The sequence below is a fragment of the Citrobacter freundii complex sp. 2024EL-00216 genome (assembly GCF_043945515.1).
Classification (GTDB): Bacteria; Pseudomonadota; Gammaproteobacteria; order Enterobacterales; family Enterobacteriaceae; genus Citrobacter; species Citrobacter portucalensis.
Window position 1 is genome coordinate 314240 of sequence record NZ_JBIMRA010000004.1, and the last position, 18368, is coordinate 332607.

Here is an 18368-nt window from a genome sequence, read left to right on the forward strand (position 1 = left end):
ATAGCACTTCCCAGTAGGCCGGATAAGGCGCAGCCGCCATCCGGCACTTGCCCCCACTCACTCGGTAATCACAAACCGCGTCGCGGCAAAGCAGTTCAAAACCCGGTGCACCAGAAATACCATGGTGAGCGTTGCCACCAGCGCGACGGTGACGGAGGTGATGCGGTACAGATCGCTGAATACCAGGTCCTGATCCGGATGAAGGTTCTGGCCAAACATAATGCCGATAGTAGTGATACTGGCAAAACCCACGCCCGCGCCGACTTTTTCCATTACGTGCAGGCGGGCGCTGAACGCCAGCCCGAGGCCAATCAGCGGCATCATCAGCACCATATGGTTGCTGAAATCATAGATAAGCAGCTGTACCAGCAGAATATACAGGCAGGCCAGCACCACGCCGACCACGCGCCAAATCGAGCTGATCACCGCGCCGCGGTAGTGCATCGGAAACAGGATCAAAATGCCTGCCATCAGCGCCGACAGCGAATCACTCAAATCGCAGATCTGGAAGACCACAAAAATCATCGTCGCCACCGTGCCGGAAAGCAGCGATTCATGGCGCACCCGGGCGGCATCTTTCTCAATGCGCGGCGGTGGCTGGCGGGGTTCCACGTCCGGGATCAGATAATGCAGCAGCGCGCTCAGCGCCACCGCCATGACGCAGGCTTCCATATTGGAGAACATCAGCGTATGCCAGTTGGTGGTGGGATAGCTCATAAAGTTGAGCATCGTGCTCTGGCACACCACGCCCATCGAACCGAGCAGAAACAGCGGTCCTTTGCTCATAAAACGAAAGCGCATCACATACAGGCCGAACACTACCAGTGTCATAACCAGCGGCCACTGTGAAAGATAGCCGACAATCAGCACCATTTCGACACAGTTCACCGCCGCGCTGAACACGAACTGTGTTGCCACATGGCGGTTGAACACCGGCACCAGCGACAGTAGCATCAGCGGATAAACCACAAAAAATACGCCGTACTGCACGTTGTAGAAGGTCGAGATACTCAGCGCGATTGTCCCGGCAACGGAGATACGCAGGGTCTGGCGAAAATCATTGGCGGTGTAGACAATGTTCCCGTGCGGCGTAAAGACGTGGGCCAGCGTGTTAATAGACATAGTGCAGCCAGCTGACGAGGTGGATCTGTGCCCCGGCAAAGGTGCGGGCGAACATTCCCTCGCTGTTATACAGCTGTACCGTAGCGCGCGCCCCGGTCGGTAACGGCGTGTCGAGCGGTTCGTTCAGCGCGACGTGAATGCGCATACGCTGGGCATCGCGCACCCAGCGGGTAGACTGTTCCGGTTGCGACAACTGGCCATTAACCTGTTCCTGGCCCGCCAGAATACCGGCATCGCTGCTGGTGACGCGGGCAGAGAAAACCTTGCCCGGCAAGGCATCGAACACCACGGCGGCATCGGTATTCACGCGAGTGTGGCGCAGGCTTTTCTCGCGAAAGTCGGCCACGATATCGGTCTGGTGGCTGACCAGCGCCAGTAGCGGCGTGGCGGCGGTGGCGTAAAGTCCGGGGCTAAGCTGGAGGTTACTCACCGTGCCGTCGGTCTGGGCATATACTTTGCTCCAGCCGAGGTTCAGCTGCGCCTCTTCCAGCGTGTTACGGTATTTTTGCAGCGTTACGTTACGTTTGTCATCGCGCTCGCCGCGCTGGATCAGCAGGTTCTGAATACTGGCATTCAGCGCCGCCACCGACTGCTCGCTGGTTTGCCAAGCAGTACGCACCTTGTCGAGATCGGATTGCGACACATTCTGCATGGCGCTCAGGCGCTGATAGCGGTCTAAGGTGGTCTTATCGTTGCGGGCGTTGAATTGCGCGGTGCGCAGGTTGGCGCGGGCAGAGGCGATCTGCGCATCCAGCTGTTGGTTACTCAGCTTCGCCTGCTCAAGGGCAATTTGCGCAGCCTCGACCTTATTGATAAATGGCGTCGGATCCAGTTCGTACAGCAAATCGCCCTTCTTCACCTGGCTATTGTTATGCACATGCACCTGCGAGACGTAGCCGGAAACCCGTGAGGAAACGGGCGTTACCACACGCATCACCGTGGAGTCCGGCGTCAGCGGGATCCAGATATCGGCAACGATAAACCAGGCGAATATTACCAGGAAAGCGGCAATACTCACCCTTACCCAACGGGCAAATTTTTGTTCTGGGGTCATCATAGTTTTTTAGATCTTGTTATCTTCTTCGCGGATTGTCCGCAGATTGCAGGCGATTTGATTGAGCGTGGCGCTGAAGGAAGCGAGTTCCGCCTCAGGGATGGTGCAGGTGACGCGATGTTGGTATGTCTCTATCACCCGGTTGAGTTCGTCCAGCCTTGCGCGGCCTTGCGCGGTCAGCGCCAGCAGGCGGATGCGTTTGTCATAGGGCGATGTGGAACGCAGCAGATAGCCCTGCTTTTCCAGCTGCGAGAGGGTGCGCATCAGCGGCGGCAGTTCGATGCCCTGCATTTGTGCCAGTTCACTGACTGAGACGTTGTCTCCCAGTTGATACAGTTGCATCAGTACCGTCCAGCTGGACTGCGTCAGGCCAGTATCGGTGATGGCAGCATCAATAATGGCCCGCCACTGGCGCACCACCATTGCCATGCGCATCCCCATCGGGCGGCGGGCAAACAGTTCATCTTCAGTCATCTTACTTTCCTCTCATCGCTGAAGAGAAAATAATACTTATCAGGATAAGTATCAAGAAACGGACTAACCAGAAGCATGAATTGATAAATATTGTGAATGTAAAAGAGGCTGGGGCGATAACCCCCAGCCTCTGTCGATGAAAGAAAATCACTCCACCTGATCGCGTCGCAGCCCGACGTCCCGCAACCGCTCATCACTCATCTGTTGCAATACGCGCCGCGTTTGCGCTCGCAGCTGCCACGCCTTGTATGCCCGCCAGATCAGTACAAACCCAATAAACGGCTGTTTTGCTTTATTCTCGTGAAATTCCATACCTTGCCTCCCCGCCTTGCCAGAGGCTTTATCTTCACGGATCTGGCCTAAAACAATACAGACTCACAAAGTACTTTTATTTAACATACAGATTGGTTAAAAAGAGTTCTGCATCGCTTTTTTCACGCCAATCTGTACTGATTTTTTAATCTGTATGGTACCCATGAGGGATACAGCATGACGCGTTACCAACATCTGGCCAATCTGCTGGCCGAACGCATTGAGCAGGGGCTGTATCGCCATGGCGAAAAACTGCCCTCGGTACGCAGCCTGAGCCAGGAGCATGGGGTCAGCATCAGCACCGTCCAGCAGGCGTATCAGACGCTGGAACAGCGCCAGCTGATCACGCCCCAGCCACGTTCCGGTTATTTTGTCGCGCCACAAAAAGCGCAGCCACCCGTGCCACCGATGTCGCGTCCGGTACAGCGTCCGGTCGAAATAACCCAGTGGGATCAGGTGCTGGATATGCTAAAGGGCAACGCGGACAAATCGATAACCCCGTTTAGCAGCGGCGTGCCCGATATTAATCAACCCAGCCTGAAGCCGCTGTGGCGCGAGCTCAGCCGCGTGGCACAGCATAATCTGCGCGCGATACTGGGCTACGATGAAATCTCCGGATGCCGTGAACTGCGTCAGCAGATTGCGCGGCTGATGCTGGACGGCGGTTCGGTGGTCAATGCAGATGATATTGTGATCACCAGCGGCAGTCAGAGCGGAATGTCGCTGGCGCTGCTGACGGTCTGCCAGCCCGGAGATATTGTCGCCGTTGAATCACCGGCCTACTACGGCACGATGCAGCTACTGCGCGGCTTAGGGATCAAGGTGATTGAGATCCCAACCGATCCGGATACCGGGATCAGCATTGAAGCGCTGGAGCTGGCGCTGGATCAGTGGCCGATCAAAGGTGTGCTGCTGGTTCCCAACTGCAACAACCCGCTCGGATTCATTATGCCGGATGCGCGTAAACGGGCGGTGCTCGCCCTCGCCCAGCGTCACGACATCGTCATTTTTGAAGACGATGTGTATGGCGAGCTGGCCACAGAGTACCCGCGCCCGCGCACGATCCACTCCTGGGACAGCGACGGCCGCGTAATACTCTGCAGTTCGTTTACCAAATCCGTCGCCCCCGGTCTGCGCGTGGGTTGGGTGGTGCCCGGTCGTTATTACAACAAACTGCTGCACATGAAGTACGCCGTCATTGGAACTAACGTTCCCGCTACGCAACTGGCAGCGGCTTCCTTTGTGCGCGAAGGTCATTATCATCGACATATTCGTCGTATGCGCCAGATTTATCAGCGCAATATGGAGATCTACACCTGCTGGGTACGGGAATACTTCCCCTGCGGGATCTGCGTCACCCGACCGAAAGGCGGCTTTATGCTGTGGGTCGAGCTGCCGCTCCAGGTTGATATGGTCTGTGTCGCTAAGCAGCTCTGTCGCCTCAAAATCCAGGTTGCACCGGGTTCTCTGTTCTCCGCATCGGGGAAGTATCGCAACTGTGTGCGCATCAACTGCGCATTGCTGCCAAACGATAAGCATCGGGAAGTAATGCAGAAGCTCGGAGAGGCGGTAAAAACGGCAATAGAGTAGATCGAGCTGCCCGGCGCTTCCGGGCAGGCAATTAGGCAGTTTAAGCTATATCTAATGGCTTAAACCCTGAATATCTTCAGCGGAAAGTCGGGTGATTTTTTGTACCATGCTGATATCGATGCCATCTGCCAGCATGGTGCGGGCAATACGCAGTGCCTCATCACGTCGCCCCTTTATCAGTCCTTCCTGTTTGCCTTCTTTTTTGCCTTCTTGTTTACCTTCCAGCTTGCCTTCAAGCCATCCTTTTTGAAATCCTGCCTCATGTAATCTGTCCGCGATCGTCATCAAATGCTCCTTGTGCTGCGGTGAACGTTCGGCAACCCCGCGAATAAACTCACTGAATCGAGGTGCATCGCCAGTTCGTAAAATATAATTAAACAGCGTCTTTATCTGAGTGTCATTAGTCAGTCCGGTAAGTAGCAGGGAAACAATTTGCTCCACCAGCCCCATAAGATCGCGTTGACGGATATGTTTTTGGATTAACTCCAGCAGCGCCATACGTCGATGCTGCACAATTTCGTCATCCGGAATAACCGTAATATCCACCAGCGGAAACGCCGCAGCATACAGCTGACGAGCCAGCTTCGGGTTGGCAAACTCGTCCAGCCAGCACAGCGAATAAGGGTACGGGCTTTTAGCGCCGTGATAAAACAGCATCGGCACCACCAGCGGCAACTGCTGATGCCCGGCATCTAAATGTTTCTGCATGGCCGCTACCGCATAGCGCATCAGTCTGAATGCCATATGCGCATCCGGTGTGCTTTGGTGTTCAATCACCACATAAATATATCCATCCCCATCCGTCGTTTTCAGCGACCACAGCACATCGGAATAGTACGCACGTAAATTCTCTTCGATAAAACTGTCTGACTCGAGTTTAAGCGTCTGAAGATCGCAAAGCTCGCGCAGCGAAGCGGGAAGATGTATTTGTAGGAAATCCCGTGCAGTCTCAGGGTGACGTAAAAATGTTTTAAAAACCGCATCATGCGGTGTTGAAGCAGAGGCTTTGTTCATGGCGATCCTTCACCTGAAAATTAGATGCCATGACTGTAGCGCCGGAAAACCACATCCTCACCTGCAACTTTCTCTCTTTGCGAGGCGATTTCCGGGATAACAACGCCCTTATGTAACGTCTGCATTTGTCTGGAACACGTCACGCAGAATCACCATCTCAATGCGCATTCCCACTTTTTCACCACTCGGCCTGTGCTATAACAAATCATCACTTTCAGTGAGGACACGATGTGACGCATACCCGGGATATTCCACAATCGTTCTGGCGTGATGAGCAGTTGCCGTGGCTGGAACTGCGCAGCACCTGGCAGAGCCAGCAGGCCTATAAGCGGCATCACCACTTTCAGCTCTCGATTGGGGCAATTCTCGAGGGGGAAACGTGCTGTCTGTGCGATGGCGAGGAATACCATCTGCAGGTGGGCGATCTGATTGTGATACCGCCGCTGGCACCTCACAGCTGTAATCCTGTTAACGGACAGTTTCGCAGCTATCATATGCTTTATCTTGATGCCCAGTGGTGTCTTGCTAATCTGCCTGCACAGAACACCCATCAGCGGCTTTGCACGCCTGCTCCCGTTATCCGCGATGCGCAATTATTCCAGCGTTATATGCACCTTGTGACGCTCATGCCGCAACGCCAAACCGCGCAAATAACGGATGCCGCACAAGCATTGCTGCACACTCTGCCGTTGCAGTCGGTCACACAAGACAACCTAAGCGCCACCAGCCAGTATCTGCGCGAACGGTTGCAGTCCAGCCTGCTCGCGCCGCCCTCACTCGATGAGCTGGCACATGAGTGTCACATGCGTAAAGAGACGCTGATCCGTACCTTTAAGCAGGACACCGGGCTGACGCCAGGAAGTTATCTGAACATCATACGGATTGACTATGCTCGCCAGCGGCTGCGGGCCGGAGACGAAATTGCCGATGTCGGCTACCAGAGCGGGTTTGCCGACCAGAGCCATTTCCATCGCACCTTTGTTCGCTACACCGCCGCCACACCGCGCCAGTACGCGTTGGGACGATCAATATCAGACAATAATTAGCGCTGCGTCAGGCGTACGGTGATCTCAGATTCATTCTCTGAGGTCGCTATGTCGCTGCTTTCTGTACTTTTTCCTTCTGCTTTTCCCGCGCTGGCGCTGGCGCATTTCGTCGCATTGCTTAGCCCCGGGCCGGACTTCTTTTTACTGGTCGGTTACGCCGCACGATACCGGATGCGCGGCAGCGCCGGGTTGTGCGTGGGGATCGCTTTCGGCAACGGGCTGTATATCCTGCTGGCAATTATCGGTTGGGGGATCCTGCGCCAGCTTCCCCTGTTGTTTACGGTTATTGAGCTGCTGGGCGCGCTCTATTTATTGTGGATTGGCAGCCTGCTGGTACGCAGCCGCCCGCAAACGCTGACCGGAACAGATGCCCAGTCTACCTGTCCAGGATTTGGCAAACAGCTACTGCTGGGATTGGGTTCGTCACTGCTCAACCCAAAAAATGCGCTGTTCTATCTGGCGCTAATGACCGCCCTGCTCGGCCCGTCGGTGACGCTGCTGCAACAAACCATGAGCGGGATCTGGATGACCAGCGTAGTGCTGTGCTGGGATCTGCTGATCGTGATGTTCATCGGTTTACCGCAGATCCAGAGACGGTTATCCAGAGGGATATTATGGGTAGAACGTATCGCTGGCGGTGTATTGATTATCTTCGGTTGTGCCATCGCTCTGCGGTTTTTGCAGAGCATCGTAGTCTGATTTGCAGGGCGATTTTCTGCACATAAACCGGATAAACTCGTTTAATTAATATCCAATCCGCATTAAACTGCGGATGGTTATTACCCGTTCAACTTACTCTTCCTGAGGTGCGATGTGCTGATTGTTACCTGTAATCGTTACGTTTTCTGACCCCGCGTCAGTGAGCGTATCTTCTGTTTGCGCTTCGCGCAGACAGCGTTTTTGATTACATGAAATTCAGTACATTTGCAGTCTGCTTTTTTCTGTCATCGGTCTGACGTCTCAAAGACGGTATTGAATTTCGCTATTCCCGTTGAGGGTTTTCTCCCGACAAGGAGCTGTTTTATGCAACGGATTCTCGCGTTTTTCTCCCAACGCGCCACAACGCTATTTTTTCCTGTCGCGTTAATTTTATATGACTTCGCCGCCTATCTGTCGACGGACCTGATCCAGCCTGGCATCATCAATGTGGTACGTGATTTCAACGCCGATGTTAGCCTGGCACCCGCTGCGGTGAGCCTCTATCTGGCGGGAGGCATGGCGCTGCAATGGCTGCTGGGGCCGCTTTCCGACCGAATTGGCCGTCGACCCGTGCTGATTGCGGGGGCGTTAATCTTTACCCTCGCCTGTGCTGCCACGCTGTTCACTACCTCAATGACGCAGTTTCTGGTAGCCCGATTTGTGCAGGGTACCAGCATCTGCTTTATCGCGACCGTTGGCTATGTCACGGTGCAGGAGGCGTTTGGGCAAACGAAGGCCATTAAGTTAATGGCGATAATCACTTCCATTGTGTTGGTTGCACCGGTTATCGGCCCGCTCTCCGGGGCCGCGCTGATGCACTTTGTACACTGGAAGATCCTGTTTGCCATCATTGCCGTCATGGGGTTTATCGCCCTGATTGGGTTAATGTTAGCCATGCCGGAAACCGTCCAGCGCGGCGCGGTGCCGTTCAGTGCCCGCGGCGTAGTGCGTGATTTCCGCGACGTTTTCCGTAACCGGGTGTTCCTGTTTGGCGCAGCCACACTGTCGTTAAGTTATATCCCGATGATGAGCTGGGTGGCGGTCTCACCGGTTATTCTGATCGATGCTGGCGGCATGACCACATCGGAGTTTGCCTGGGCACAGGCCCCGGTATTTGGCGCGGTGATCGTCGCCAATATGGTGGTGGTTCGTTTCGTGAAAGATCCGACCCGACCACGCTTTATCTGGCGAGCCGCACCTATACAGCTGAGCGGGCTGGCGGTGCTGATTGTCGGCAATTTACTGTGGCCGCACGTCTGGCTGTGGTCGGTACTGGGGACCAGCCTGTATGCGTTTGGTATTGGGATGATTTTCCCGACGTTATTCCGCTTTACGCTGTTTTCCAACAACTTACCTAAAGGAACGGTCTCGGCGTCGCTGAATATGGTGATCCTGACGGTGATGGCGGTTTCTGTCGAAATTGGACGCTGGCTATGGTTTAACGGCGGCAGGATTTCGTTTCATCTGCTGGCGGTTGCGGCAGGGATAGCTGTCGTGTTCACGCTGGCAGGCTTACTCAAACGGGTACGCCAGCATGAGGCAACGACGTTAGCCACTGAAAACTAACCTGCCCGCTTATCCGGCCTACGACAACTATGTAGGCCGGATAAGGCGCTTGCGCCGCTTCCGGCTACGGTCACCTCACCTTACGCAATGCGTGCAAATCCCGCGTCCAGATCGGCAATCAGGTCGTCGATATCCTCAAGGCCGATATGTACCCTGACCAGCGTGCCGCTGAAATCTACCTCTCCGGCCGGGCGAATGCTGTTCAGCTCTTCCGGCTGGTTCGCCAGAATGAGCGACTCAAATCCGCCCCACGAATAGGCCATATGGAACAGCGAGAAGTTATCGAGGAAATTCGCCATCTGTTCGTCGGTCAGTCTCTTTTTCAGCACAAACGAGAACAGGCCTGAGCTTCCGATAAAATCACGCTGAAAATACTCATGGCCCGGACATTCCGGTAATGCCGGATGATTCACCCGTGCCACTTCCGGCCTTGCCGACAGCCAGCGGGCAATATGGATGCTGCTCTCCTGATGCTGCTTAAGGCGTACCGCCAGGGTGCGCAATCCGCGGCTGCCGTTGTAGGCCGTATCGGCATCCAGCGTTTGCCCCATCAGATAGGAGTTCTCGCGCAGGCGATCCCAACAACGGGCGTTCGACACCGCCGTGCCCAGCATGGCGTCCGAATGGCCGATGGTGTACTTCGTTCCCGCCTGAATGGAAATATCCACGCCATAATCCAGCGCTTTGAACAGCACGCCCGCCGCCCAGGTGTTGTCGATCATAATGACAATCTCCGGATTCACCGCGCGGATAGCCTTCACCATCCCCGGCACGTCCTGGACTTCCATGGTGATAGAACTTGGCGACTCAAGGAATACAACCTTTGTTTCCGGACGCAGAAGATCGACGATACCTGCACCAATCAGCGGATCGTAATACGTTGTTTCCACGTTGAATTTACTCAGGATCTTATTGCAAAAATCCTGGGTTGGTTCATAGGCCGCACCCGTCATCAGAATATGATCGCCACCCTGAACAAACGCCAGAATCGCATTGGTCACCGCCGCAGCACCACATGGGTACAGCGCGCAGCCAACGCCGCCTTCCAGTTCGCTCATTGCCTTCTGGAAGGCAAAGTGGGTATAGGTTCCGCGACGACCATAAAACAGCTCGCCGTTCGCGCGATTGGCGGTGGCAAATTTCTTGTCCTTCACGGTATCAAATACCAGTGACGATGCGCGTTGGATAACCGGATTCACCGCTCCCTGGGTGTAGCGTTTGTCGCGACCAGCAACAACCAGGTGCGTTTCAAGCTTCATTGCGTCTTTCATAACATCTCCTGTTCTTAATCCGTGAGAAACCTATACCACCGCAGCAGTAGAGTTTATTTCAGTGTTGGTCTGCTTTTTTCCAGCGAACCGTTCAACAATCTGCGCCGCATTCAAATCATGGATAACGTTAATCAGTGTGGCCGGCGCATCGGTAATCGTGCCCAGCACCACCAGCATCGGGATCGCTTCCATCGGCAGGCCGAGCGTGGTGACGATAAAGATTTCACCGAGGAATGCCCCGCCCGGTACGCCGCCGACAATAATGGCGGAGAGCACCGCGATCAGCATCGTCAGGAAGAAGGTTTCGGTGGTGAATTCCATGCCCAGCACGGAATAGATAAAGACAATTTTTAGCGCGGCAATCATCGCCACGCCGCCCTTGTTGAGGTTAACCAGCAGCGGAATGGAGACATCAACGATTTCCGGGTTAATCCCCATCGCCTTACCGGCACGCAGCGTCACCGGGAGCGTCCCCAGTGAAGAGCAGGTACCCAGCGCGGTCGCAGACGGTTCAATCGCGTTACGCCAGAAGGCTTTGACCGCCGGAATACCGCCGCCAATATACGAATAGAGAATCGAGCCAAAGACAAAGTAGACCAGCGTGGCAACCATAAACAGGCCGATGGCGCGGGCAAAGGTTAACAGTAGTGCAGAGTCCTGACTGGCCATGGTGGCAGCGAAGTAGCAGCCCAGACCAATCGGCGCGACCTTCATAATGATCGAAACGATCTTCATGATCACGGTATTGGCGTCTTCCAGCAGCGACGCAATACGTTTACCGGCCTGATCCGACTGGCCAATTGCGACACCGGCGATGATCGCCATTACGATCAGCGCCAGAATATTGGACTTAGAAAACAGTCCGATAAAGTCGCTGGTGGTGATCATACTGACAAAATCCATCTTACCGCTGCCCGCCTGTACCGACTGCGAGAGATCGATAGTGACGCCCTGCGCCGGGTTATACCAGAGCGCCAGCGCGACGATCCCGGCCGCCGGAATAAAGGCCATGGCGATCGAAACAATAAAGATAATCGCCATAATGCGCCCCAGCCTTTTCAGGTCGGTCATACTGGCGATCGAAGACATAACGCTGATCCCCACCAGCGGCACAATAATCATAAATAGCAGGTTTAAGAATATCTGACCTATTGGCTGGAGTTTACTTGCAAACGATGGGGCATAAATACCTAATAAGCCGCCAATCACCAGAGCAACTAATAAAATAATCGACGATTTGTAGGGTTCGAGTCGTGACCACATAATCGGTACCTTTAGAATAATAATTAATAAGATTAAATTCACAATGTGATGAGTTTCCGTTTCGCCTCCTTTTATTTTGTGACGTAACTCACCTAAGTTGTTATTTTTTCATTTTGCCAGCAAGTTGTTTCCTGTGATTCAATAGTTGCATGTTTAAAACGCGAATGTAACGGCCTATTCGTACCGTTTTTGCAAATCACTTGTGAATTAAAGGAAACTATGAGTACGCCGATTTCACTCAAGCATCTGGAGTTTTTTACTAAAATCGTCGACTGCGGAGGATTGTCAGAAGCCGCGGCGCAGCTCAACGTATCGCCGTCTGCGGTCAGCAAAAGTCTGGCTGCGATGGAAGACACGCTGGGCACGACATTAATTAAACGCACCACTCGCAGTATTACCCTGACCGACGCAGGGCAATATCTCTTCAACCGCGCTAATAAGCTTTTGAAAGAATTCGATGAAACGCTGAATACCACTTCCGGTTATTACCACAGCCCGCAGGGTGAATTACGCATAACCTGCTCAATTGCGTTTGGTTATTCCCGGCTGGTGAACCTGGTGGATAAATATCGCTCCCAGTTCCCGGATGTAAATCTGTATATCGATCTCAACGATAACTTTGTGAATCTGAACGAAACAGATTTCGACATCGCCCTGCGCATCTCCACCGCACCGCCGCAAAACTATGCGATGCGCAAGCTGGTGCCTGTTCGCTGGGCGTACTGTGCCTCACCCGGCTACCTCGCCAAAAAAGGCATGCCCCAGCGTCGAAGCGATCTGGTGGATCATAATTGTCTGGTTTATCCCGGCCTCACACCGGTGCTGAAGGTGGCGGATGAACAGGATCGTCTGCATCAGTTGAAACTGCATATGCCGATCCAGGCCAACAGCAGTCTGGTATTGCTGAAGTCAGTGTTAGAAGATCAGGGAGTGGCGTATTTGCCCACCTATCTGATTGGCGATCATATTCAAAAAGAAGAGATAACGCCGCTGATGCTCGACGGCACTATCACCTGTGAAACTCACGCCCTGTATGCGCTGTACTTTCCCAGCAAGTACAGCAATCCGAAGGTGCGATCGTTTATCGATTTTCTGGTGGCGGAACTCGGCCCCTTGCCCGCCTGGGACAACTGGATCCCTGAGTAAGCCCAGCCCACCTGAAAATGGGAGGCGCTCCACATTTTTTGCGCGATCCCCCCGTCTGGCTCTATCCTTAAGCCTATGAATAAAATTGCTGAACTCAAACGCGCCAAGCGACTGGCGCTCTCATTGCTGCTGATTGCCGCTGCCACCTTCGTCATCACGCTTTTTCTGCCGCCTAATTTCTGGGTACTGGGGATCAAAGCGATCGCCGAAGCGGCGATGGTGGGCGCGCTGGCGGACTGGTTTGCCGTGGTGGCGCTTTTTCGCCGGGTGCCGATCCCGTTTATCTCGCAGCACACGGCGATTATCCCGCGCAATAAGGATCGGATCGGCGAAAATCTCGGGCAATTTGTCCAGGATAAATTTCTCGATACCCAGTCGCTGGTCGCGCTGATCCGCCGCCATGAACCGGCGCTGTTGATCGGCAACTGGTTCAGCCAGCCGGAAAACGCCCAGCGCATCGGCCAGCATCTGCTGCAAATTATGAGCGGTTTTCTCGAACTGACCGACGACTCGCGCATTCAACGGCTGATCAAGCGGGCGGTGCACAAGGCCATCGACAAGGTCGATCTCTCCGGTACCAGCGCGCTGATGCTGGAAAGCATGACCAAAAACAATCGCCATCAGGTGCTACTCGACACGCTGATCGCCCAACTGATCGCCCTGCTCCAGCGCGACAGCTCGCGAGCGTTTATCGCCAGACAGGTCGTGCACTGGCTGGAAACCGAGCATCCGCTGAAAGCGAAGATCCTGCCAACAGAATGGCTGGGCGAGCACAGCGCCGAGCTGGTGTCTGATGCCGTTAACTCCTTGCTGGATGACATCAGCCACGATCGCGCACATCAGATCCGCCATGCCTTCGATCGCGCCACGTTTAAGCTCATCGATAAGCTCAAACACGATCCGGAGATGGCCGTGCGGGCCGAAAGCCTGAAAAGCTATCTGAAGGAAGATGAAGCCTTCAACCGTTATCTTGGCGAGCTGTGGGCAGATCTGCGTCAGTGGGTGAAAACCGACATTAACGCCGATGATTCCCGCGTGAAGCAGCGCATCGCCAGCGCCGGGCAGTGGTTCGGCGAAACGCTGGTAGCCGACAGTGCCCTGCGCGCCTCACTGAATGGGCATCTGGAGCAGGCCGCACATAAAGTGGCGCCAGAGTTCGCCACCTTCCTGACGCGCCACATTAGCGACACGGTGAAAAGCTGGGATGCACGCGATATGTCACAGCAAATCGAGCTGAACATCGGTAAAGATTTGCAGTTTATCCGCGTCAACGGCACGTTGGTTGGCGGTTCTATTGGGCTGGTGTTATATCTGTTGTCGCAAATTCCTTCCCTGCTGACGCTGGCGAATTTTTAAGGAGAAAAATTCAATGACGATGAACATCCGCATTTTTTCCCTGCGCGAAACACCGGAAAAACTGCACGAGGTCACCGCTTACTTTCAGCAACAATGGGCCTCAGAAGACTCCATGAGAGTTTACGAGGATGCACTGCATCGTTGTATTGGCGCAAAGAACCCGCTACCGCAGTGGTACTGGATGCAGGACGGCGACTGCATTGTTGGCTGCGCCGGATTGATCACCAATGATTTTATCAGTCGCGGCGAACTGTGGCCGTGGCTATGCGCACTCTATATCGATCCTCGCTATCGTGGTCACGGTCTGGCGTTTCGCCTGATTGAACATATTGCGCAGCAGGCCAGACAGTTAGGCTTTATGCGGCTTCATTTGTGTACTGACCTGGAAGGTTTATACGAGAAAGCGGGATTTTACTTTGACGGGCCGGGCTATCATCCGTGGGGGGAAGTCTCACGGGTCTACAGCCGTAATCTGTAAGCGCGCAATTGTTGTACATCAATAAAGCCAGATAAATTGCAGGGTTATAATACGACGTCTTTTTACTGTCTCCCGTGTTACGGGGAAGGAAAATCATGTCGCTAATCACCGATTTACCCGTCATTTTCAACCAGTTCTCCGACGCTCGTCAGAAAGGTTTTCTCACCGTAATGGATCTTAAAGATCAGGGTATCCCGCTCGTTGGAACCTATTGCACCTTTATGCCGCAGGAGATAGCGATGGCGGCAGGTGCGGTCGTCGTTTCGCTATGCTCAACCTCTGATGAAACCATTGAAGAGGCCGAAAAAGATCTGCCACGTAACCTGTGTCCGCTGATCAAAAGCAGCTACGGGTTTGGTAAAACGGATAAATGTCCGTACTTCTACTTCTCTGACCTCGTGGTGGGCGAAACGACCTGCGATGGTAAAAAGAAGATGTACGAGTACATGGCTGAATTTAAAGCGGTACATGTGATGCAACTGCCCAACAGCGCCAGTGATGCGGCTTCGCGAGCACTGTGGAAAGCCGAGATCCTGCGTCTGCAGCAGGTAATCGAAGCCCGTTTTGGCACCCCGATTACCGAAGCCGCGCTACGTGAAGCCGTCATTCTAAAAAACCAGGAACGTCGTGCACTGGCAAACTTCTACCGCGTTGGTCAGCTCAACCCACCCGCACTCAGCGGCAGTGACATTCTGAAAGTCGTCTACGGTGCAACCTTTCGCTTTGATAAAGCAGCACTGATCGACGAGCTTAATAGCATGGCCGAGCGGGTACATCAGGAATGGCAGGCCGGGAAACGTCTGGCATCGCGTCCACGCATACTGATAACCGGCTGCCCCATCGGCGGCGCGGCAGAAAAAGTGGTTAGTGCCATTGAAGAAAACGGCGGTTGGGTGGTGGGTTATGAAAACTGCACCGGCGCGAAAGCCACTGAACAGTGCGTGGAGGAAACTGGCGACGTCTACGACGCGCTGACCGATAAATACCTCGCCATCGGCTGCTCATGTATTTCCCCTAACGATCAACGCCTGAAAATGCTCAGCCAAATGGTTGAAGAGTACCAGGCTGACGGCGTCGTCGATGTCATTTTACAGGCTTGCCACACTTACGCCGTTGAATCACTCGCCATCAAACGCCACGTCCGCCAACAGCACAACATTCCCTACATCGCCATTGAAACTGACTACTCCAGCGCGGATATCGGCCAGCTTAGCACTCGTGTCGCCGCGTTCATTGAAATGTTGTGAGGAACAGGGATGACATACTCAATAGGGATCGATTCCGGCTCCACAGCGACTAAAGGAATTTTGCTGGAAAGTAACGTCATCAGACGTCGCTTTCTCTGCCCAACACCTTTTCGCCCTGCCGAAGCAATCGCGCAGGCATGGGAAACACTGCAGGCGGGGCTGGACGTTAGACCATTTTTAACCCTCACTGGCTACGGACGGCAGCTCGTGGATTATGCTGACAAACAGGTCACTGAAATTTCCTGCCACGGACTGGGGGCACGCTTGCTGGCTCCCGGTACCCGCACAGTGATTGATATCGGCGGTCAGGACAGTAAAGTCATCCAGCTAGATGATGATGGTAACCTCAGCGATTTCTTGATGAACGACAAATGTGCGGCTGGGACCGGACGATTTCTGGAAGTCATCTCACGCACGCTCGGCGCCAGCGTAGAGCAGTTAGATGCGATTACCGCTGGCGTCGAACCACATGCCATCACCAGCATGTGCACGGTTTTTGCCGAGTCAGAGGTTATCAGCCTGCGCTCTGCGGGTGTCGCGCCGGAGACCATTTTAGCGGGTGTGATCAACGCGATGGCCCGACGCAGCGCGAATTTCATCGGACGGCTTTCAGGGCAGGCTCCACTGTTATTTACCGGGGGAGTAAGCCACTGTCACGCCTTTGCTCGTATGCTTGAAGGCCACATTGGCATTCCCGTACACACGCATCCCGACGCGCAGTTTGCTGGGGCGATTGGGGCCGCGTTAATTGGTCAGCGTCAGGGGAAACGTGAGTGAAGGAAACACTGTTCTTGTTTCATACTACCCTCGGCGTCATCAAAACGCGTAAAGCGCTACAGGCTGCGGGTATGTGCTTTCGGGTGGCAGATATTCCCCGCGAGCTACGCGGTGGCTGCGGGCTGTGCATTTACATCGACTGTGTTGCTGGCAAGGAGGATGAGTGGATAATTCCGGGTCATACCGAATCTATCTACCATCTTGAAAACGGAGACTGGCGCTGCCTTGCCACTTTTCCTCCTTCCTGAACGTGCCAGGGGACTTATTTTTATTTTACTTTTCATTATCATTTACACATGTAATATAACAATTATCAGCTAACAGCGCGAAATGAGAGTCCGTATGTCCCAGGGAAGCCCAGATTCAAATCGTCATGCCATCAGCGTCGCGCTTTTTGGCATGCTGGTCTTAACACTGGGTATGGGAATTGGGCGCTTTCTGTATACGCCAATGCTGCCGGTGCTGCTGTCGGAAGGTCAATTTACATTTGACCAACTCTCCTGGATTGCCAGCGCCAACTACGCCGGGTATCTGGCAGGAAGCCTGCTCTTCTCCTTCGGGCTCTTCCATCTTCCCTCTCGCTTACGCCCGATGTTGCTAACGTCCGCGCTCGCTACCGCAGGGCTGATTCTGGCGATGGCCAGCTTTACGCAGCCCGCGCTGGTGATGCTGATCCGCTTTCTGGCGGGCGTCGCCAGTGCCGGTATGATGATCTTTGGCTCAATGATCGTTCTGCATCATACCCGGCATCCCTTCGTGATCGCGGCGTTGTTCTCCGGCGTTGGTGCAGGTATTTTGCTGGGCAATGAATATGTCATTAGCGGTCTGCATTTTGCGCTTTCATCGCACACGCTCTGGCTGGGCGCAGCGGCAGCCTCGGCTCTGTTCTTCGTGCTACTGGTTATACTCCTGCCATCTCGCGATCACGTGCTCCCCGCTGCGGCCCCGGTAAAAACAGAGCATCAGCCTATGTCCTGGTGGCTGCTGGCGCTACTGTACGGGCTGGCCGGATTTGGCTACATCATTGTCGCCACCTACCTGCCACTAATGGCGAAAAGTGCCGGTTCGCCGCTGTTGACTGCCCATCTCTGGTCGCTGGTCGGCATATCGATAATTCCGGGGTGTTTCGTCTGGCTGTGGGCCGCCCGACGCTGGGGAGTATTGCAATGCCTGACGGCGAATTTGCTGATTCAAAGCGCCTGCGTGGTCATGACGCTCGCCAGCGGCTCCTTGCCGCTGCTGGTGATAAGCAGCATGGGGTTTGGCGCAACGTTTATGGGAACCACTTCACTGGTGATGCCGCTTGCCCGTCAACTAAGCGTACCGCGCAATATTAATCTGCTGGGCCTGGTCACTCTGACTTACGGCATTGGACAAATACTTGGTCCGCTATTAACCAGCCTTCTGGGAAGCGGCGCACATGCGATCGTTAACGCCACGGTGTGCGGCGCGGTCGCGTTGTTTATTGCGGCACTTATCAGCCTCACGCAATTATACAAACAGCGTTTCGCCTCGCCCAAAAGGGTATAACCGGCTAACGTCTAAAGAAGATATATTCGGATTAGTCCGTAATTAAATGTCAGCATTTAATAAACCGCAAATAATCGGCAATTACCCGTCAGACAATTTATAATTCCCGGCTGTTCATTTATAAACTCAATTTAAAATGCGTAAAAATGGACATATTAATTCAACATCAACACCATCTTCGGGAAAAGTTTATGTCGTGGTTTAAAAAAATACTACTGGGGTTAATTATTTTGGCGGGTTTAATTGGCACGCTAAAGGATTATAAAGACTTTGGCCTGTTTGGCGCACTGGGATTGTTGGTAATGACTCCAACTTATTGATAGTGTTTTATGTTCAGATAATGCCCGATGACTTTGTCATGCAGCTCCACCGATTTTGAGAACGACAGCGACTTCCGTCCCAGCCGTGCCAGGTGCTGCCTCA

At 53.9% G+C, this 18368-nt stretch carries 20 protein-coding genes; 12 read left to right on the plus strand and 8 right to left on the minus strand.

What is annotated here, in order from left to right; all coding sequences use genetic code 11:
* Window positions 1-57: 57 nt before the first annotated feature.
* From ACHHZ7_RS07510 to ACHHZ7_RS07525, 4 genes are all read right to left on the minus strand, one after another.
* The gene (locus tag ACHHZ7_RS07510) at window positions 58-1122 is read right to left on the minus strand and encodes a DUF2955 domain-containing protein (RefSeq protein ID WP_048215011.1); all 1065 of its coding nucleotides are present in this window, start codon (window positions 1120-1122) and stop codon (window positions 58-60) included.
* Window positions 1112-2179 (minus strand): HlyD family secretion protein, encoded by a 1068-nt coding sequence (locus ACHHZ7_RS07515; protein ID WP_060682793.1) that lies wholly within the window; start codon window positions 2177-2179, stop codon window positions 1112-1114. The genes ACHHZ7_RS07510 and ACHHZ7_RS07515 overlap by 11 nt, the downstream gene beginning before the upstream one ends.
* A gap of 6 nt (window positions 2180-2185) precedes the next feature.
* Entirely contained in the window at window positions 2186-2650 is a 465-nt protein-coding gene (locus ACHHZ7_RS07520) for a MarR family winged helix-turn-helix transcriptional regulator (RefSeq protein WP_008786106.1), read from the minus strand.
* 147 nt (window positions 2651-2797) lie between these two features.
* Complete coding sequence (locus ACHHZ7_RS07525; RefSeq protein WP_071845219.1) at window positions 2798-2962, minus strand: DUF1127 domain-containing protein; 165 nt, start codon at window positions 2960-2962, stop codon at window positions 2798-2800.
* 177 nt (window positions 2963-3139) lie between these two features.
* On the opposite strand from ACHHZ7_RS07525, the gene ACHHZ7_RS07530 reads away from it, so the two are divergent.
* Window positions 3140-4552 (plus strand): PLP-dependent aminotransferase family protein, encoded by a 1413-nt coding sequence (locus ACHHZ7_RS07530; protein WP_060682794.1) that lies wholly within the window; start codon window positions 3140-3142, stop codon window positions 4550-4552.
* 51 nt (window positions 4553-4603) lie between these two features.
* Here the strand turns inward: ACHHZ7_RS07530 and ACHHZ7_RS07535 are convergent, their stop codons facing one another.
* Window positions 4604-5566, minus strand: a complete 963-nt coding sequence (locus ACHHZ7_RS07535) for an Rpn family recombination-promoting nuclease/putative transposase (protein WP_060682795.1) — start codon at window positions 5564-5566, stop codon at window positions 4604-4606.
* A 230-nt stretch (window positions 5567-5796) separates the two neighbouring features.
* Between ACHHZ7_RS07535 and ACHHZ7_RS07540 the strand changes: the two genes are divergently transcribed.
* The 3 genes from ACHHZ7_RS07540 (at window position 5797) to mdtM (ending at window position 8877) form a co-directional block, all read left to right on the plus strand.
* The gene (locus tag ACHHZ7_RS07540) at window positions 5797-6612 is read left to right on the plus strand and encodes an AraC family transcriptional regulator (RefSeq protein ID WP_060682796.1); all 816 of its coding nucleotides are present in this window, start codon (window positions 5797-5799) and stop codon (window positions 6610-6612) included.
* A 48-nt stretch (window positions 6613-6660) separates the two neighbouring features.
* Entirely contained in the window at window positions 6661-7311 is a 651-nt protein-coding gene (locus tag ACHHZ7_RS07545) for a LysE family translocator (protein ID WP_032942296.1), read from the plus strand.
* A gap of 324 nt (window positions 7312-7635) precedes the next feature.
* Entirely contained in the window at window positions 7636-8877 is a 1242-nt protein-coding gene (mdtM, locus tag ACHHZ7_RS07550; protein WP_060682797.1) for a multidrug efflux MFS transporter MdtM, read from the plus strand.
* 80 nt (window positions 8878-8957) lie between these two features.
* Here the strand turns inward: mdtM and metC are convergent, their stop codons facing one another.
* Together metC and ACHHZ7_RS07560 are read right to left on the minus strand one after the other, a co-directional pair.
* Entirely contained in the window at window positions 8958-10148 is a 1191-nt protein-coding gene (metC, locus tag ACHHZ7_RS07555; protein ID WP_032942294.1) for a cystathionine beta-lyase, read from the minus strand.
* Between the two features lie 30 nt (window positions 10149-10178).
* Window positions 10179-11411, minus strand: coding sequence for a dicarboxylate/amino acid:cation symporter (locus ACHHZ7_RS07560; protein WP_003830065.1), 1233 nt, complete (start codon window positions 11409-11411; stop codon window positions 10179-10181).
* A gap of 219 nt (window positions 11412-11630) precedes the next feature.
* On the opposite strand from ACHHZ7_RS07560, the gene ACHHZ7_RS07565 reads away from it, so the two are divergent.
* The 8 genes from ACHHZ7_RS07565 (at window position 11631) to ACHHZ7_RS07600 (ending at window position 18265) form a co-directional block, all read left to right on the plus strand.
* Window positions 11631-12557 (plus strand): LysR family transcriptional regulator, encoded by a 927-nt coding sequence (locus ACHHZ7_RS07565; RefSeq protein ID WP_060682798.1) that lies wholly within the window; start codon window positions 11631-11633, stop codon window positions 12555-12557.
* Window positions 12558-12632: 75 nt separating this feature from the next.
* The gene (locus ACHHZ7_RS07570) at window positions 12633-13913 is read left to right on the plus strand and encodes a DUF445 domain-containing protein (RefSeq protein ID WP_060682799.1); all 1281 of its coding nucleotides are present in this window, start codon (window positions 12633-12635) and stop codon (window positions 13911-13913) included.
* Between the two features lie 13 nt (window positions 13914-13926).
* Complete coding sequence (locus ACHHZ7_RS07575) at window positions 13927-14391, plus strand: GNAT family N-acetyltransferase (RefSeq protein WP_060682800.1); 465 nt, start codon at window positions 13927-13929, stop codon at window positions 14389-14391.
* A gap of 95 nt (window positions 14392-14486) precedes the next feature.
* Complete coding sequence (locus tag ACHHZ7_RS07580; protein WP_060682801.1) at window positions 14487-15638, plus strand: double-cubane-cluster-containing anaerobic reductase; 1152 nt, start codon at window positions 14487-14489, stop codon at window positions 15636-15638.
* A gap of 9 nt (window positions 15639-15647) precedes the next feature.
* Complete coding sequence (gene yjiL / locus ACHHZ7_RS07585) at window positions 15648-16415, plus strand: putative 2-hydroxyacyl-CoA dehydratase activator YjiL (protein ID WP_008786095.1); 768 nt, start codon at window positions 15648-15650, stop codon at window positions 16413-16415.
* Window positions 16412-16663 carry a DUF3343 domain-containing protein gene (locus tag ACHHZ7_RS07590; protein ID WP_008786094.1) on the plus strand — a complete coding sequence of 84 codons (252 nt, stop codon included), beginning with the start codon at window positions 16412-16414 and terminating at the stop codon, window positions 16661-16663. The genes yjiL and ACHHZ7_RS07590 overlap by 4 nt, the downstream gene beginning before the upstream one ends.
* A 94-nt stretch (window positions 16664-16757) precedes the next feature.
* On the plus strand, window positions 16758-17945 hold the full coding sequence (locus tag ACHHZ7_RS07595; protein ID WP_060682802.1) for an MFS transporter: 1188 nt from the start codon (window positions 16758-16760) through the stop codon (window positions 17943-17945).
* A gap of 191 nt (window positions 17946-18136) precedes the next feature.
* Entirely contained in the window at window positions 18137-18265 is a 129-nt protein-coding gene (locus tag ACHHZ7_RS07600) for a hypothetical protein (RefSeq protein WP_395148882.1), read from the plus strand.
* On the opposite strand, the gene ACHHZ7_RS07605 is transcribed toward ACHHZ7_RS07600, so the two are convergent.
* On the minus strand, window positions 18259-18368 hold a 110-nt coding region (locus ACHHZ7_RS07605), incomplete at its 5' end, for an IS1 family transposase (protein ID WP_019725171.1). The two genes, ACHHZ7_RS07600 and ACHHZ7_RS07605, sit on opposite strands and share 7 nt — an antisense overlap.

What these genes read in the sequence shown, in the direction of transcription:
- ACHHZ7_RS07510 (WP_048215011.1), bottom strand. Translation starts at nt 1,122, where the DNA reads ATGTCTATTAACACGCTGGCCCACGTCTTTACGCCGCACGGGAACATT.
- ACHHZ7_RS07515 (WP_060682793.1), bottom strand. Translation starts at nt 2,179, where the DNA reads ATGATGACCCCAGAACAAAAATTTGCCCGTTGGGTAAGGGTGAGTATT.
- ACHHZ7_RS07520 (WP_008786106.1), bottom strand. Translation starts at nt 2,650, where the DNA reads ATGACTGAAGATGAACTGTTTGCCCGCCGCCCGATGGGGATGCGCATG.
- ACHHZ7_RS07525 (WP_071845219.1), bottom strand. Translation starts at nt 2,962, where the DNA reads ATGGAATTTCACGAGAATAAAGCAAAACAGCCGTTTATTGGGTTTGTA.
- ACHHZ7_RS07530 (WP_060682794.1), top strand. Translation starts at nt 3,140, where the DNA reads ATGACGCGTTACCAACATCTGGCCAATCTGCTGGCCGAACGCATTGAG.
- ACHHZ7_RS07535 (WP_060682795.1), bottom strand. Translation starts at nt 5,566, where the DNA reads ATGAACAAAGCCTCTGCTTCAACACCGCATGATGCGGTTTTTAAAACA.
- ACHHZ7_RS07545 (WP_032942296.1), top strand. Translation starts at nt 6,661, where the DNA reads ATGTCGCTGCTTTCTGTACTTTTTCCTTCTGCTTTTCCCGCGCTGGCG.
- mdtM (WP_060682797.1), top strand. Translation starts at nt 7,636, where the DNA reads ATGCAACGGATTCTCGCGTTTTTCTCCCAACGCGCCACAACGCTATTT.
- metC (WP_032942294.1), bottom strand. Translation starts at nt 10,148, where the DNA reads ATGAAAGACGCAATGAAGCTTGAAACGCACCTGGTTGTTGCTGGTCGC.
- ACHHZ7_RS07560 (WP_003830065.1), bottom strand. Translation starts at nt 11,411, where the DNA reads ATGTGGTCACGACTCGAACCCTACAAATCGTCGATTATTTTATTAGTT.
- ACHHZ7_RS07565 (WP_060682798.1), top strand. Translation starts at nt 11,631, where the DNA reads ATGAGTACGCCGATTTCACTCAAGCATCTGGAGTTTTTTACTAAAATC.
- ACHHZ7_RS07570 (WP_060682799.1), top strand. Translation starts at nt 12,633, where the DNA reads ATGAATAAAATTGCTGAACTCAAACGCGCCAAGCGACTGGCGCTCTCA.
- ACHHZ7_RS07575 (WP_060682800.1), top strand. Translation starts at nt 13,927, where the DNA reads ATGACGATGAACATCCGCATTTTTTCCCTGCGCGAAACACCGGAAAAA.
- ACHHZ7_RS07580 (WP_060682801.1), top strand. Translation starts at nt 14,487, where the DNA reads ATGTCGCTAATCACCGATTTACCCGTCATTTTCAACCAGTTCTCCGAC.
- yjiL (WP_008786095.1), top strand. Translation starts at nt 15,648, where the DNA reads ATGACATACTCAATAGGGATCGATTCCGGCTCCACAGCGACTAAAGGA.
- ACHHZ7_RS07595 (WP_060682802.1), top strand. Translation starts at nt 16,758, where the DNA reads ATGTCCCAGGGAAGCCCAGATTCAAATCGTCATGCCATCAGCGTCGCG.
- ACHHZ7_RS07600 (WP_395148882.1), top strand. Translation starts at nt 18,137, where the DNA reads ATGTCGTGGTTTAAAAAAATACTACTGGGGTTAATTATTTTGGCGGGT.